We start from the raw sequence: 15,234 nt of genomic DNA on the forward strand, positions 1-15,234 counted from the left end.
GAATGATGAACTGGAGGGGCGAGTCTCACCTTCGGATACGTTCGCATCCAAAACTGCATCCTGATCCGCGCTCATGCTTGGCCCATGCACTTTGCATATGAGACAACGGCGTTCTCGAGCACGGAGTTGATGCAAGGGGACGTTCTGCGAAGGACGCTAGAGCTGGATGCTCTACTGGAGGCAGTTCATCCTCATTTTTTCCACCATCCGAAGAACTTATTCTTCATCGTGCTAACGCAAAGTTGCAACCTAGTACCTCGCGGGCCAGCGGGCGGATGCAAGGCACCGTACATTGCCATTGCACCGGTGCGCAGTCTCGAATTGGTCGTAGAACGACAGGTCGGTCAATTCCAGGCTCCTGCTGTGAAATCCGATCTCCCTATCGTTGGACTTCGGGCGAGAAATAAGATCTCGGAGTTTATGGGCCGGCTTTTGAATTACAACGAGCCTGGCTATTTCTTTCTGGATTCCGAGGGCACAGATCTCAGGTAGACTGCATAGCGTTTCTCAAACTTTCCATCGCTGTGAAGGCCGATCTCCACCTAGCAACCTGCGTTGCGGCGAAGATCTTGCAATTGACAGACACGTTTCAGGCAAAACTTGGTTGGCTAGTTGGCCAAATGTATTCGCCCGTCGGAACGCAGGATATGGATGCTGACAAAGCGACAAAAAATTGCGGACTCTCAGAAGAGCGTTGCTCTGTGGTTCGATGACTCAAAAATCAAAGCGGTTGAATCAAGGTTCGCCGAACTCCGTCAGTTGGATCCCAATAAGAGTATGTCAGAGGCTGAAATTGCGGCGATGATCCGCGCCGTCCCATCCGTCCGAAAAGAGGTGATGACCCGAGCGACGGAAATCATCAAAGATACGCTTGGCGAGAACCAACAGGGAGCGGCTCGACGCTTAAGTTCAAGATTAGCGAGCGACGCTGCGCTAAAGAAGCTTTTGCGGTAGATGTCACATGTCGCGGTGACGTGACAGTCGAGCGAGCAACCAGTAGCTGGATTTCGCCGCGCAGGGCATGATCACGATCACGGATTGGTCACCTCACGCTTCGTTCGGCTCCTAGGACGCAAAGCGTCTGTGGACCCATCACGACTACTGACTTCGTAAAGTCACATAGGCGACCGACCTAGTACCCACTTTTCTTGGAACGTGAGTCGTGATTCAAGGTCGGGATGATACCCGAAGCAAGAGAAGTCCACCTTTCGAGGAAAGATCGCAAGGTGCTTGAGGCGTGCTGTCGCTCACCGGTGACGTTGCAGCGCGATTTGAAGCGGGCGCGGATAGTTCTGTTGGCGGCGGATGGGCGCAGCACCCGGTCGATCGCCAAGGAAGTTGGGGTCCAGCCGCGGATTGTCAGCCTTTGGCGGCATCGCTATGCCGACCATGGCCTTGAAGGGCTGCAAGACAAGCCGCGGCCTGGCAAGCAGCCGATTTATACGAAGACGACCGACAAGCGGATTCTGAAGCTGCTGGATAAGCCGCCACCGCAAGGGTTTGCGCGCTGGACCGGCCCCCTGCTGGCCGAGGCGCTGGGCGATGTCGATGTCCAATATGTCTGGCGGTTCCTGCGCAGCCACAAGATTGACCTGGTGGCTCGCAAGTCCTGGTGCGAGAGCAACGACCCGAACTTTACGGCCAAAGCCGCCGATGTTGTCGGCCTCTATGTCGCGCCGCCGGCGAAGGCCATTGTGCTGTGCGTGGACGAGAAGCCCTCGATCCAGGCTTTGGAGCGAGCGCAGGGTTATCTGAAGTTGCCCAATGGCCGCGCCTTAACCGGCCAAAGCCACGATTACAAGCGGCATGGCACCACAACATTGTTTGCGGCGCTCGAAGTCGCCACCGGAAAGATCATCGCGACCCATTCAAAACGCCGGCGCCGCGTCGAGTTTCTCGATTTCATGAACAGCGTCACCGCGACTTTTCCGAACCGCAAGCTTCACGTCATCCTCGACAACCTCAACACCCATAAAAAGAACGAGGACTGGCTCAAGGCCCACCCCAACGTGCAATTTCATTTCACGCCGACAAGTGCGTCATGGCTCAATCAGGTCGAAGTATGGTTTTCCATCTTGCAGGGGCAGTCGCTCAGCGGCACCTCCTTCACGAGCCTCAAGCAGCTTCAGGAACACATCGATGCCTACGTCAACGCATACAACGACAGAGCCGAGCCCTTCGTCTGGACCAAGAAAAAGGTCCGGCAACGCCGTTTCAAAGGCCGCCGTATCACTCAGCTCTGATTCCGGGTACTAGAATACTGAACCTTGTGCGCTGGTGCTGATGGCGATGACATCGCCACGGCGGCAGATCTTCGCGACGGCGGCGATGTCGCCGTCCGAAGCTCCACCCTGAAAGAGTATTTGCGCAGAAGATCGACAATAGGCCGACGGCTCAGGAGCGGCTTTGGGCGCGGCCGGAGCAGGCGCCTGACCATAAGCCGAACCCACGAGGGCCATGCAAAGCGCCGCAGGCCAATGTCTCAGCATGATCTCCGTACCTACTTCTTCGTGCCGTAGGGGCTTTGGTTCGTCGGAGCCAGTGAGATTCCTTCCTCAGATGCTTTGTTGTAGATCGCGTTTTCGGTTCGGCCCAACTTCAGGCCGATCACTCGCGTCGGTGTGTTGCCCTTCACAAGTTGTTTGAGTTGGCTCACTTCGCCTGACGTCGACTGCTTGCCGCTATTCCGGGTCGACTTCGCCATTGCGCGCTTCCTCTTATTGGTGGGTGCCGTAACGGTTCCCGGTGTTTGAATTCACATAGGTCCCGCCGCGGTGCAACGATCCCGAGCCGCCTGAAAAGCTGCCGCCGTGGCTTGAGGTGTGGTGTCCGCCGCCATAGCTGACACGGCCCCCGTGACCTCCTCCGCGAGCATCGGCCGGTCCAATTATTCCGATTGCCAAAAAAAGCCCGGCAACGAGCGTTGCTGCCCTCATATTGTTCCCCCTCAAAAACGTCTCTTGTAAATTCGCTCCTCTATCCAACTGCAACCGATGCGGGAGCGCAAGCCGTAGTGCACCGATGACACTTTCTCCACTGGTGTGTGGATGTGAGACTTTGGACCTAGGGAAAAATACGGGTAAGGGGCGACCTTAAAGGTGCAGACCGATGATAAACCGGATGGCAAAGAAGGCGCCCCCGGCGACCACGGCAGTGGCGCTAATCGCGAACACTACTCTCCAACCCTCGTCCATTGTGCCTCGCGATAAAACGACCCCCGCGGGGGCAACGCGGAGGCCGCTGTTGGGGCGCTCCAAGGCAGGGGGTCCTGAAGCGATACGGCAACGTGCACGCGGTCGGAGGGGTTCCTATGAAGGGCAGATCCTCAAAACGCGGTGGATTTCCGCATCAGCTTCAGGAATATCTCGATGAGGTCTCACTGCGAGGAGCGAACATCTCCGCCGCCGAGTTGGGCCACCACCCAATCCGCAAAAGCTCGTACCGACGATCTTTGTCGGCTTGCGCGCGGGTAGATCAAGCGGTGACCGACGTAGCGGATATCGTTGGCGCGTCCGGCCAATGGAGCGACCAAGCGCCCGCACGCCAGTTCGCGTTCGGCCAGAAGCGTTGATTCCAAGGCCACGCCCAATCCCTCTGCAGCCGTCGCGATCGCAAGAAAGCTTCGGTCGAATCTCATGCCGTGAAGCGCAGGTGCTTCTAACCCATTCGCGGTGAACCATTGATGCCACTGCACCCGCTTCACGTCGGAGCGGATGAGCGTCTGATCGAGGAGATCGGCAGGCTTCCTGATCGATTTTGCGAGCGAGGGCGAGCAGAGCGGCGTGACCGTCTCCTCCGGCAGAGGGACAATTTCGACGCCCTCCGCGCGTGGCGGACCGTAGACGATGTCGATATCGAAATCATCGTTGCTGAAGCGCGCATAGTCCGTGCTTGCAGCCAGCCGAACCTCGAGCTTCGGGTAAGCAGCGAGAAACTGTGCAAGCCGTGGTGCCAGCCATTGCGCAGCAAAGCTGGGCGCGGAATGGACGCGCACCAATTGTGGTCCGCGCGCGGCAACTTCCTCTAGGCCACGGCGGAGCTGATCGAATGCCGCTCCCGTGTGACGCATCAGGTTCTCGCCGGCCGGCGTAAGTCGCACGGATCGTGCGCTGCGCTCGAACAAAGCGGTCCGAAGGGTGCCCTCCAGCTTGCGGATGGCATGACTAACGGCACTCGGTGTCAGGTGAAGCTCATTCGCCGCATCGCGAAACGATCCGGTGCGGGCAGCCGCTTCAAAGGCACGAATTGCCGATATGGGGATATTCGACAGCATCCCATAAGTGAACCAGATTCATCGATCCGTGACAACTGCGCGTTTGTCCGTTGGCGGTCGGCGGGTCATTCCTAAGCGCCAAGGAAGAACAATTTGCGGGAGGAACTGATGCTGCTCAGCGGTAAGACGGCCATCATTTCGGGCGCGGCCTCGCCGCGCGGGATCGGGCTTGCCACCGCCCGGCGGTTCGCCGCCGAGGGCGCTCGGGTCGCCATTCTGGATATTGACGCCGGCGCTGCGACGGATGCTGCGGCATCGCTCGGAAATTCCCATATCGGACTAGGGTGCGACGTCGCCGACAAATCGTCCTGCGAACAGGCGGTCGCCCGCGTGATCGAATCCTTTGGCGGCACCGATGTTTTGATCAACAATGCCGGCATCACCCAGCCGGTGAAGTTCCTGGAGATCTCGGCAGCCGATTGGGATCGCATTCAGGACGTCAATCTCAAGGGCATCCTGTTTCTCTCCCAGGCGGTGATCCCGCATATGCGCGGACGGAAAGCCGGATCGATTGCATGCATGTCGTCGGTCTCGGCCCAGCGCGGTGGTGGAATTTTTGGCGGCCCGCACTATTCGGCCGCGAAGGCCGGCGTACTTGGTCTCGCCAAGGCGATGGCCCGAGAGTTCGGCCCGGACGGCATTCGCGTCAATTGCGTCACGCCCGGCCTGATCGGCACCGATATCACCGCGGGCAAGCTGACCGACGAGATGAGGGCGAAGATCCTGGAAGGCATTCCGCTCAATCGTCTCGGTACGGCCGAAGACGTCGCCGGTATCTACACCTTCCTGGCCTCGGATCTCTCCGCCTACGTAACCGGCGCCGTGATCGACGTGAACGGCGGCATGCTCATCCACTGAGCCAGCGAGACAAGGGTCAGATCGATGGAAACCTCGACCAACGCGCTTACGAACACGCCCAAGCTGACGGACCGCGCCCACAATATTCGCCGCAATGCCCTGCGCATGGGCGAAGTTCAGGGCCAAGGCTATATCGCACAGGCGCTCGACATCTCTGACGTTCTCGCCGTCGCCTATTTCCATGCGATGCGCTACAGACCCGAAGATCCGTCCTGGGAGGAGCGAGACCGCTTTCTGCTCTCCAACGGGCATTATGCCATCGCGCTCTACGCGGCCTTGATCGAGGCGGGGATCGTCCCCGAGGAAGAACTCGAAACCTATGGCAGCGACGAGAGCCGCCTGCCGATGTCGGGCATGGCCTCCTACACACCGGGAATGGAAATGTCGGGCGGCTCGCTCGGGCTCGGACTCAGCATCGCCGTCGGCATGGGCCTGGGACTCAAACGCAAGAAATCCGGAGCGCGGGTATACACCTTATTTTCCGATGGCGAGCTTGACGAAGGCTCGGTCTGGGAGGCGATCCAGTCGGCAGGCCACTACAAGCTCGACAATCTGATCGGCATCGTCGACGTCAACAATCAGCAGGCGGACGGTCCTTCCACGCAGGTCATGGCGTTCGAGCCGCTGGTCGAGAAGCTTCAGGCCTTCGGCTGGTTCGTGCAGCGCGTCAACGGCAACGATCTCAATGCCGTGGTCGCCGCCTTCGACGCGGCCAAGTCCCATCCCGAACTCAAGCCGCGGATCATCGTCGCCGACACGCTGATGGGGAAGGGTGTTCCCTTCCTCGAGCAGCGCGAGAAGAGCCATTTCATCCGCGTCGAGCCGCACGAATGGCAGCTCGCGCTTGCCGCGCTGGAAGCCGGGAGGCAGGCATGAAGACCGTCAGATCAGCACCGCAGCCGGGCAAGCCGCGCCTGACCACCTCAGCGATGATCGCATCGATCGCAGCCGAGGGGCAGAAGACCAGACCGGGGCCGTTCGGACACGCGCTCGTCGAACTCGCGCGCCACCGCCCTGAGGTGGTCGGCATGACGGCCGATCTCGGCAAATACACCGACATGTACATCTTCGCAAAGGAGTTCCCGGACCGCTATTACCAGATGGGCATGGCCGAGCAGCTTCTGTTCGGCGCCGCCTCCGGCCTCGCTGCCGAAGGCTTCATGCCTTTCGCGACCACTTACGCGGTGTTCGCGTCTCGGCGGGCTTACGATTTCATTCACCAGACGATTGCGGAGGAAGACCGCAACGTGAAGATCGTTTGTGCTTTGCCCGGCCTGACCTCGGGCTACGGCCCGAGTCACCAGGCCGCAGAGGATCTCGCGCTATTTCGTGCCATGCCAAATATGACGGTCATCGATCCCTGCGATGCCCACGAGATCGAGCAGTTGGTGCCTGCCATCGCGGCGCATCAGGGGCCAGTCTACACCCGCCTGCTGCGCGGCCAGGTGCCGGTCGTTCTGGACGAGTACGACTACAAATTCGAGCTCGGCAAGGCCAAGCTGATCCGCGACGGGAAGGACGCCCTGGTCATCTCATCCGGCATCATGACCATGCGCGCGCTCGAAGCCGTACAGACCTTGAAAGACGACAGCATCGATATTGCGGTGCTGCATGTTCCAACCATCAAGCCGCTCGATACCGAGACGATCTTGCGTGAAGCCGGCAAGTCGGGCCGCCTGGTCGTCGTTGCCGAAAACCACACAACGATTGGCGGTCTCGGCGAGGCGGCTGCCGCGCTTCTGATGCGTTCCGGCGTCCATCCGCCCTTCCGCCAGATCGCATTGCCGGACGAGTTTCTTGACGCCGGCGCACTTCCGACCCTGCACGACCGCTACGGGATTTCCACCGCAGAGGTCGCACGGCAGATCAAGCGGTGGCTTTAGTGTACCGGCGCTAAGCGCCAACTTAGCCAAGCCCAGGTGAGGAGCTACGCCCGTCGCATGTTGCGGCGGCGAGTGATTGCTCCTGCCCAAATGCCGGTGGTCGAGAGCCGGCAAGCGAAGAACCCGGAAAGCTGCACGTCAGCCTGCGCTGATGCAACGGGCAGCAACGTCAATGAAGGACCAGGAGGAAAACATGACTGCATCGAAGCCCGGAAGCATCAGTCGCCGTTCGCTGTTGATGGCCGCCACCACCGTTCCTCTCTGCGGGATTCTCACCCGCCCGGCGTCTGCCGCCGAGTTCGTCTACAAGTTCGCGACCGGACAGGACCCAACGCATCCGGTGAATATCCGGGCGCAAGAGGCGATCGACCGTATCCGCGAAGCGACGAGCGGTCGGCTGGAGATCAGGCTATTTCCGGCCAACCAGCTCGGCTCCGACACCGAGCTTTTGACCCAAGTTCGCAGCGGCGGCGTCGAGTTCTTCAACCAATCGTCCTCGATTCTTGCCACCCTCGTACCTAGCGCAGGCATTGTGAACACCGGCTTCGCATTCGCCGACTACGACAGCGTATGGAAGGCGATGGACGGCGACCTCGGCACTTACATCCGGGCGCAAATCGCCAAGACGCCAATCATGGCGGTTTCGAAGGCCTGGGACAACGGCTTTCGTCAGGTGACCTCGTCGGGCCGCGAGGTCCGGACGCCGGATGATCTGAAGAATTTCCAGATCCGCGTTCCGCCCGCGCCGCTGCTCACCTCGCTCTTCAAGGCGCTCGGCGCCGGGCCGACGCCGATCAACTTCAACGAGGTCTATTCCGCGTTGCAGACCAAGGTCGTCGACGGCCAGGAGAATCCGTTGCCGATCATCGCGACCGCGCGTCTTTACGAAGTGCAGAGCACGTGTAGCCTCACCGGGCACGTCTGGGATGGCTACTGGATTCTGGGCAACAAGCGCGCCTTCGAGCGCCTGCCCAAGGATGTGCAGGAGATCGTGACGCGCGAGCTCGATCGCTCCGCGGTCGATCAGCGGGCAGACATCGCAAAGCTCAGCCAGTCCCTGCGCGCCGATCTGTCGACCAAAGGTCTCAAGTTCATCGACGTCGATCGTGCCGCTTTCCGCCAGGCGCTGTCTAAGACCAGCTTTTACGCCGACTGGAAGGGCAAGTTTGGCGAGGAGGCATGGTCTCACCTTGAAAAAGCCGCGGGCCAGCTATCATGACCAGCGTGAGCCATACGCCGCATGTGGATACCGGGCTCGCGGCCGGCAGATCTCAAGCGAATTCGCGCCGATGGGTGGTGACAGCGAACATGGTGCTTGGCCACGCTGTCGCAGTCCCGGCGGCCTTGCTCGTGCTGGCGGAGATCGTGGTGCTGTCCGCGGGCATCGTGGGCAGATACGTATTCCGCTCGCCGATCGTCTGGTCCGACGAGCTTGCCGGCATTCTCTTCCTCTGGCTCGCCATGCTCGGGTCTGTGATTGCGTTCCAGCGCGGCGAGCACATGCGGATGACCGCCATCGTCGGCGTGCTCAGTGCGGAGCTCCGCGCGTTCCTGGATGTCATAGCGGCCGCGGCGTCGCTGGCATTTCTCGTGCTCGTCGTTTGGCCGGCCTATGAATTCGCCGCCGACGAGGCCTTCGTCACCACTCCGGCGCTCGAGATCGTCAACACCTGGCGTGCGGCAGCGCTGCCGATCGGCATCGGGCTGATGCTGATCGCAGCCGTCCTCCGGCTCATCCGCATCGCGAGCCTGCGCAGCTTGCTGGCCTCCCTGGCGATCGTCGCAGGCATCATCGGAACGTTCATTCTGCTGGCGCCGGTCTTGAAGGCACTTGGCAATCTGAATCTTCTGATCTTCTTCGTTTTCGTGGTCGGCGCGATGGTCTTTGCGGCCGTGCCGATCGCGTTTGCATTTGGCCTCGCCACGGTCGGCTATCTCGCCCTGACAACCAGCACGCCCGACGTCGTGATGATCGGACGAATGGACGAGGGCATGAGCCACTTGATCCTGCTTGCCGTGCCTCTCTTCGTCTTTCTCGGCCTTCTGATCGAGATGACGGGCATGGCGCGCGCCATGGTCAGCTTCCTGGCAAGCCTTTTGGGCCACGTGCGTGGCGGACTGCACTACGTGCTGGTCGGGGCGATGTATCTGGTCTCAGGCATCTCCGGCTCCAAGGCGGCGGACATGGCTGCGGTGGCTCCAGTGCTGTTTCCCGAGATGCGGCAGCGTGGGGCCAAGCCCGGCGATCTCGTTGCGCTCCTGGCCGCGACGGGGGCGCAGACCGAGACGATTCCCCCGTCACTCGTTCTGATCACGATCGGCTCGGTGACCGGTGTGTCGATCTCGGCGCTGTTCACCGGCGGGTTGCTTCCGGGCGTGGTGCTCGCGATCATGCTCGCGGCCGTGGTGTGGTGGCGATACCGCCGCGAGGACCTGTCTCACGTCAAACGGGCGACGGGGCGGCAGATTGGCCGCGCCTTTGTGATCGCGATACCGGCCATCGCGCTGCCATTCGTGATCCGGACCGCCGTCGTCGAAGGCGTTGCGACGGCAACGGAGGTCTCGACCATCGGGATCCTGTACTCGGCCTGTGCGGGACTCTTCATCTATCGCCAGTTCGACTGGCGCCGCATCTATCCGATGCTGGTCGAGACGGCTTCGCTGTCGGGGGCGATCCTGCTCATCATCGGCGCGGCGACGGGCATGGCCTGGGCGCTGACCCAGTCGGGATTTTCTGCCTCTCTTGCAAAGTTCATGACCAGCCTTCCCGGCGGAGTACCTGTCTTCCTTGCCGTGACGATCGTGACCTTCGTGATCCTGGGCAGCGTTCTGGAAGGGATCCCGGCCATCGTCTTGTTCGGCCCGCTCCTGTTCCCGATCGCGCGGCAGGTCGGGGTGCACGATGTCCACTACGCGATGGTGGTCGTTCTCGCGATGGGCATCGGCCTGTTCGCGCCACCGTTCGGCGTCGGCTACTACGCGGCTTGCGCCATCAGCCGCATCAACCCGGACGAGGGCATGAAGCCGATCGTGGGCTACATGATCGCGCTTTTGATCGGCACGCTGATCGTCGCGGCCGTGCCCTGGCTATCGATCGGCTTCCTTTGACGCATCTGCGGGACGCCTTGCGGGACAAAACCGCGAGGCACCTCGTCAGGCGAACTTCGGCAGATGCAGCGGCAGGCCCTCGCAGGGCATATCGATCTCTTCGACTTGCCCCTTGCCGACTTCAGTCACGCGTAGCTTCTTGCCCTCGAGCGTGAAGGCACAATTCGTCGGCTGCGGCCCATCCAGGATCAGCCGGTCGACGACTTCACCCCGTCGGTCCAGCACCCTGACGTTCTTCTGGTTGTAGACCGTGCAATAGAGGCGGCCATCCGTGCCGAAGGCCATCCCGTCCGGACCTTTGAAATCGGGATTGGCATTCGGTTGCAGGACGTTGCCGAAGACCTCGCGTCTAGGCGAGGCTTCGCCGAGCACGTCATATCGGTAGATCTCGCCGGTGAAGGACGCGTTGGCATAGAGGTGATTGTCGGAGCCGAAAGCAATGCCGTTGGTGAAGCGGATCTTCCGATCGAGCACGCGTAGCACCTTCATGGCCGCCGGATCGATCTCATACACACGGCCGTCCCAATCAAGGTCCATATAGCCGTCGACGAAGGCCTGGCCGTTGATGAAATCTTCGGCCGCCATGCCGGAGTCGGTCAGGTAGAGCAGTCCGTTCGGGCCGAAGCAAAGATCGTTCGGAAATAGAAAGCGGTCCGTACCTTCGCCCTGCATGCGCCGGATCTCGTTTCCGCCGTCGTCGATGCAGATCAGCGCCCGGAGGCCTGCTTCCGCGATCCAGATCCGGCCGTGGCCATCAGTCGTCAACCCGTTCGGACGCCCGCCAGTCGTCCGGATCACCCTGCGATTGCCGCGAGAGTCAAGCCGTGTGATGCAAAGGGTCGACGCGGACATTTCGGTCACATACATCGATCCATCGGGCAGGCACACCGGCCCCTCCGGAGCTCCAATTCCGGTGGCAAACAGTCTCGACGCCATTTTTTCCTCCCGTTCTCCAGATTGCCGGCGCTCGTTACGAGATGACCAGGCCGCTGGCCGGATCGATCAGCACCACGCGATTGAGGTCGATGGCGAGGTTGATCCGCTCGCCATGGCTGCTGACGTCATGAGCCTGCAACTCCGCGACCGCATCGACGCCGCCGATCTTGATGGTGGTGAATGTACGGGTCCCCGTCGGCTGAATGAGGTCGACGACGGCCGAATAGGAGACCACCCCGTCGCGCGGAGGTCCGCCGCCAGCCCGGCTGAAGTGCTGGGGTCGAATGCCCACCAGAACTTCTTGGCCATCCGCACCTGTCCGCAATTTGGCTCTTGCATTCGGAAGCGTCAGCGCACCGCCGGACTGAAACACAACTGCGGCGCAGCCGCCGCTTGTCTTGAGGGTCGCCGGGACGAGGTTGATCGACGGAGACCCGAGGAAGCCGGCCACAAAGCCCGTACGAGGCTGCTCGAACAGTTCAAGCGGAGCCCCCTGCGGAAACACCTTCATCCTGAAGCCGTCGGAACGTGATCCATCCGCTTCGCTAATCATGGCGGAATGGCTGAAGGAAGCCGGCCTGCCGGATGGCGTCTTCAACGTGGTGCAGGGTGATAAGGAAGCCGTCGACGCGCTACTGCATCATCCGAACGTCTCGGCGGTCAGCTTCGTAGGGTTCACGCCCATTGCGCAGTACATCTATTCGACCGCCGCGAATACCGGAAAACGCTGTCAGGCTCTCGGCGGCGCCAAGAACCACATGATCGTGATGCCCGATGCCGACATGGATCAGGCGGTTGATGCACTGATGGGTGCCGCTTACGGCTCCGCCGGCGAACGCTGCATGGCGATTTCTGTTGCCGTACCGGTCGGCGAGGGGACCGCGGACAAGCTGATCTCAGCCTTGGAGCCGAAGGTTCGAGGCCTGAAGGTCGGGCCGGGTACCGATCCCGAGGCCGAGATGGGTCCTATTGTCACGAAGCAGCATCTGGACAAGGTCCGAAGCTACATCGATGCGGGCGTTGCGGACGGCGCGAAGTTGCTCGTCGACGGACGCAAATTCAAAATGCAGGGCTACGAAGACGGCTTCTTCCTGGGCGGGACTTTGTTCGATCACGTCAAGCCGAGCATGAAGATCTACAAGGAGGAGATCTTCGGGCCAGTGCTCTCGGTCGTGCGAGCACCGGATTATGCGACGGCCGCGCGGCTGATCAATGAGCACGAGTTCGGCAACGGGACATCGATCTTCACACGTGACGGCGATGCTGCTCGTGAATTTGCTCACCAGATCAAGGTCGGCATGGTCGGCATCAACGTTCCGATTCCGGTGCCGATGGCCTTCCACTCCTTCGGTGGATGGAAAGCGTCGATCTTCGGCGATCATCACATGCATGGACCGGAAGGCGTCCGCTTCAACACGCGAATGAAGACAGTGACAAGCCGCTGGCCAACCGGAATACGGGCCGGTGCCGAATTCGTCATGCCGACCATGTCATGACGGCTGCCGGATACTGCTTTTGTCTGTTCTCCCAGACTGCGAGGGCCATCGGCCCTCGTTCTTTTCATAGGTCATTCTAACGGCCTCTGTCTTAGAGAAATGCTCGAGCATGCCGCAGACAGTTGTGTTCGGCCGTAGCTCGAATGGCGGGTTTTGGCGCCCAAGAAACTTAAAAATGCTTTATCTTTCATTTGGGATTGACTGACACTCTCTCCGTCATTGGCGCGATTTTGTACGCCTCCGCATTTCGACTGAGGTCGACCGCGGGCGCCGAAAAAGTTGGGGTGCGGCCACGCATACTCGGGCCACAGCGACATACGCCTTGCGGCGGCCGATCTTGTCCGAAAGACTGACGAACACGACATACAGAGGCACGGTGATGATAGTGGCGCCGATAAGCATGTAGTTCGCCGTCAGATTCTCGACGCGGAGCACTTTGGCCAACAAGAAGAGCGAATAGAATTGACCTGTGTACCGGATCACGGCCTGCGCTGGCGCGAATTCAATTCAGTATTGGTCAAGCCGGTCTAACATTTCGCGCACACGAAAAGCGAGTTTTGCCTGAGAGATCGGCTTCTCTAATAGCTCGACGCCCTCATCAAGGCGCCCTTGGTGGACCACGGCATTTCGCGAGTAACCTGTCATGTACAGGATCTTGATGCCTGGGCGGATCTGCTGTGCGCGCCGGCCCATCTCCCGTCCATTGATTCCCGGCATGACGACATCCGTCAGCACAAGATCAACCTTCGGCTCTTCCTGCAGAAGGATGGTCAAGGCAGCCTGGGCGCTGGATGCCACAACCACGCGATAATTTAAATCTCGCAGAAGCTCAGAAACATATGCACGCAGGTCCGTATCATCTTCGACGACGAGTATCGTCTCCAGTTTCTCACCTTCCGGGCGAAACTCGTCTGCATTACCCTCGGCGGGTCGAGCATCTCCATGGTAGCGGGGGAAATACATTCTGATGCTGGTACCTTGGCCGACTTCGCTGTAGATCTTCACGTGCCCACCCGACTGCTTTACGAAACCATAGACTTGGCTAAGTCCGAGGCCTGTCCCTTGCCCGAGCTCTTTCGTGGTAAAAAAAGGCTCGAAAGCATGATTGAGGACGTCCGCGGTCATCCCGGTCCCAGTGTCTGTTACGCAAACGATGACATAATGGCCCGGGGAGAGCTCAGGATTCACTCGGCAATAGTCCTCGTCAGCTAATACGTTCATAGCCTCGACCGTGAGTTTGCCGCCATCCGGCATCGCGTCGCGTGCGTTGATACCGAGATTGATAATGGCAGACTCGAGGTGGTTGGTATCAGCCTCGATCGACCAGAGACCCGCACTTCCGACGGTTTGAACTTCGATGCGTTCACCGAGGGTACGTTGCAGAAACTCCTGCAATCCATTCAGAAAAATATTCAGATTGATAGGCTGCGGATCCAGCGCTTGCCGACGGGAGAATGCGAGCAGGCGGCTAGTCAGTGCTGCGGCACGCTGCGCGCCCCGCTTGGCATTGGCGAGTGCCCGCTGAAGATTCGTGCTGTTAGTCAGGCCGCGGCTGTTCCGCTCCGCGGTCTCAAGGTTGCCAAGCACGATCATCAGGAGATTATTGAAGTCGTGCGCGATCCCGCCGCTGAGCTGGCCTACCGCTTCGAGCTTCTGAGAGGCGGCTAACTGCTGCTGAGTGCGCTGGAGTTCGTCCTGGGCCTGCTTTCGCTCGGTTACGTCACGCGTTACTTTTGCAAACCCAACCAATTCGCCGGCCTCGTCGGTGATGCGATCGATGACAACTGACGCCCAAAAGCGACTGCTGTCCTTTCGCACTCGCCAACCTTCAGCCTCGAAGCGTCCCAATTTGGCCGCTTCGGCGAGCGCCCGTTTCGGTACGCCAGTTTGAATATCTTCAGGCGTGTAGAAGCGACTGAAGTGCTGACCGATAATTTCATCCGGATCGTAGCCTTTGATGCGCTGTGCACCCGGATTCCAGGTGGTTATATTGCCGGCAGGATCCAGCTGAAAAATCGCATAATCGACAACAGCCTCGATCAATCGACGGTATCGTCGCTCGCTCTCCAGCAGATCGTTGTGGGCCTGCTGACGTTCTGTGATGTCGCGCGTGACCTTTGCAAAGCCGATCACCTGACCTTGCTCGTCGCGGATCGCATCCACGACGACTAACGCCCAAAAGCGGGTCCCGTCTTTGCGGACGCGCCACCCTTCGGAACTGAACCGGCCGGTCTCTGCCGCAATTTTCAACGCTGTTTGGGGAAGCTCTTTCGCGCGATCCTCGGGCGGATAAAACAATGAGAAGGACTTGCCGATGATCTCGTCCGCTGAGTAGCCCTTCAATCGCTCGGCACCGGAGTTCCAACTGCGCACGGTGCCATCTACATCGATCATGTAGATGGCGTAGTCCACGATGGAGTCGATGAGCAGTTGAAGCGGCCGCGCGTCGGCGACCCCGTCGAGCTTTGTTTGCAGTGTTTTCAACGGGTGGAGCGCTCCCAAACAGGTTCAACGTATTTGGATGCGGGATTGTTCCGTACACCGTGGCATTGTGCCCCTGTCGCCGTGGCCGGCCGAGCAATGCTTAAGACCACAGGATCGCAAGTGGTGAGTATCGCCGTCGAGGCTCCGGCTTGGCCGGGGAACCCTGCACGGGAGCAGAAGTTTCCATAAATCAAAG

The 15,234-nt window shown here is 60.1% G+C and carries 13 protein-coding genes and 1 pseudogene; 8 read left to right on the forward strand and 6 right to left on the reverse strand.

The features are described from left to right. Positions 1–651: 651 nt before the first annotated feature. Together BJA_RS10545 and BJA_RS10550 are read left to right on the forward strand one after the other, a co-directional pair. Positions 652–954, forward strand: a complete 303-nt coding sequence (locus BJA_RS10545) for a hypothetical protein (RefSeq protein WP_014497718.1) — start codon at positions 652–654, stop codon at positions 952–954. A 224-nt stretch (positions 955–1,178) separates the two neighbouring features. Then, on the forward strand, positions 1,179–2,243 hold the full coding sequence (locus BJA_RS10550; protein ID WP_011084514.1) for an IS630-like element ISRj1 family transposase: 1,065 nt from the start codon (positions 1,179–1,181) through the stop codon (positions 2,241–2,243). A 9-nt stretch (positions 2,244–2,252) separates the two neighbouring features. On the opposite strand, the gene BJA_RS10555 is transcribed toward BJA_RS10550, so the two are convergent. The 3 genes from BJA_RS10555 to BJA_RS10565 all read right to left on the reverse strand — a co-directional run bounded on the left by BJA_RS10555 (position 2,253) and on the right by BJA_RS10565 (position 4,273). Continuing rightward, positions 2,253–2,459: a hypothetical protein gene (locus BJA_RS10555; RefSeq protein ID WP_158516561.1), complete on the reverse strand. Its 207-nt coding sequence runs from the start codon at positions 2,457–2,459 to the stop codon at positions 2,253–2,255. Positions 2,460–2,500: 41 nt separating this feature from the next. Beyond that, complete coding sequence (locus BJA_RS10560) at positions 2,501–2,704, reverse strand: hypothetical protein (RefSeq protein WP_014497717.1); 204 nt, start codon at positions 2,702–2,704, stop codon at positions 2,501–2,503. Between the two features lie 672 nt (positions 2,705–3,376). Next, positions 3,377–4,273: a LysR substrate-binding domain-containing protein gene (locus BJA_RS10565; RefSeq protein ID WP_011084956.1), complete on the reverse strand. Its 897-nt coding sequence runs from the start codon at positions 4,271–4,273 to the stop codon at positions 3,377–3,379. Positions 4,274–4,381: 108 nt separating this feature from the next. Between BJA_RS10565 and BJA_RS10570 the strand changes: the two genes are divergently transcribed. From BJA_RS10570 to BJA_RS10590, 5 genes are all read left to right on the forward strand, one after another. Beyond that, entirely contained in the window at positions 4,382–5,131 is a 750-nt protein-coding gene (locus BJA_RS10570; RefSeq protein WP_011084957.1) for an SDR family NAD(P)-dependent oxidoreductase, read from the forward strand. 24 nt (positions 5,132–5,155) lie between these two features. Beyond that, positions 5,156–6,007 (forward strand): transketolase, encoded by an 852-nt coding sequence (locus BJA_RS10575; RefSeq protein ID WP_011084958.1) that lies wholly within the window; start codon positions 5,156–5,158, stop codon positions 6,005–6,007. After that, complete coding sequence (locus BJA_RS10580) at positions 6,004–7,014, forward strand: transketolase family protein (protein WP_014497715.1); 1,011 nt, start codon at positions 6,004–6,006, stop codon at positions 7,012–7,014. Before BJA_RS10575 ends, BJA_RS10580 begins: the two co-directional genes overlap by 4 nt. 193 nt (positions 7,015–7,207) lie before the next feature. Beyond that, complete coding sequence (locus tag BJA_RS10585; RefSeq protein ID WP_014497714.1) at positions 7,208–8,233, forward strand: TRAP transporter substrate-binding protein; 1,026 nt, start codon at positions 7,208–7,210, stop codon at positions 8,231–8,233. After that, positions 8,230–10,122, forward strand: coding sequence for a TRAP transporter large permease subunit (locus tag BJA_RS10590; protein WP_011084961.1), 1,893 nt, complete (start codon positions 8,230–8,232; stop codon positions 10,120–10,122). Before BJA_RS10585 ends, BJA_RS10590 begins: the two co-directional genes overlap by 4 nt. A 45-nt stretch (positions 10,123–10,167) precedes the next feature. Here BJA_RS10590 and BJA_RS10595 read toward each other — a convergent pair whose 3' ends face one another. Continuing rightward, positions 10,168–11,058: an SMP-30/gluconolactonase/LRE family protein gene (locus BJA_RS10595; RefSeq protein ID WP_011084962.1), complete on the reverse strand. Its 891-nt coding sequence runs from the start codon at positions 11,056–11,058 to the stop codon at positions 10,168–10,170. A 34-nt stretch (positions 11,059–11,092) separates the two neighbouring features. Next, positions 11,093–11,611 carry a hypothetical protein gene (locus BJA_RS43630; RefSeq protein WP_011084963.1) on the reverse strand — a complete coding sequence of 173 codons (519 nt, stop codon included), beginning with the start codon at positions 11,609–11,611 and terminating at the stop codon, positions 11,093–11,095. Between BJA_RS43630 and mmsA the strand changes: the two are divergent. Beyond that, positions 11,553–12,554, forward strand: a pseudogene (mmsA, locus tag BJA_RS10605) (CoA-acylating methylmalonate-semialdehyde dehydrogenase); the annotation flags it as partial. The gene BJA_RS43630 and the pseudogene mmsA overlap by 59 nt on opposite strands. A gap of 507 nt (positions 12,555–13,061) precedes the next feature. Here mmsA and BJA_RS10610 read toward each other — a convergent pair. Then, positions 13,062–15,056, reverse strand: a complete 1,995-nt coding sequence (locus tag BJA_RS10610) for a hybrid sensor histidine kinase/response regulator (RefSeq protein ID WP_014497709.1) — start codon at positions 15,054–15,056, stop codon at positions 13,062–13,064. Positions 15,057–15,234: the final 178 nt, after the last annotated feature.

The organism is Bradyrhizobium diazoefficiens USDA 110, from assembly GCF_000011365.1.
In the GTDB taxonomy this organism is placed as follows: domain Bacteria; phylum Pseudomonadota; class Alphaproteobacteria; order Rhizobiales; family Xanthobacteraceae; genus Bradyrhizobium; species Bradyrhizobium diazoefficiens.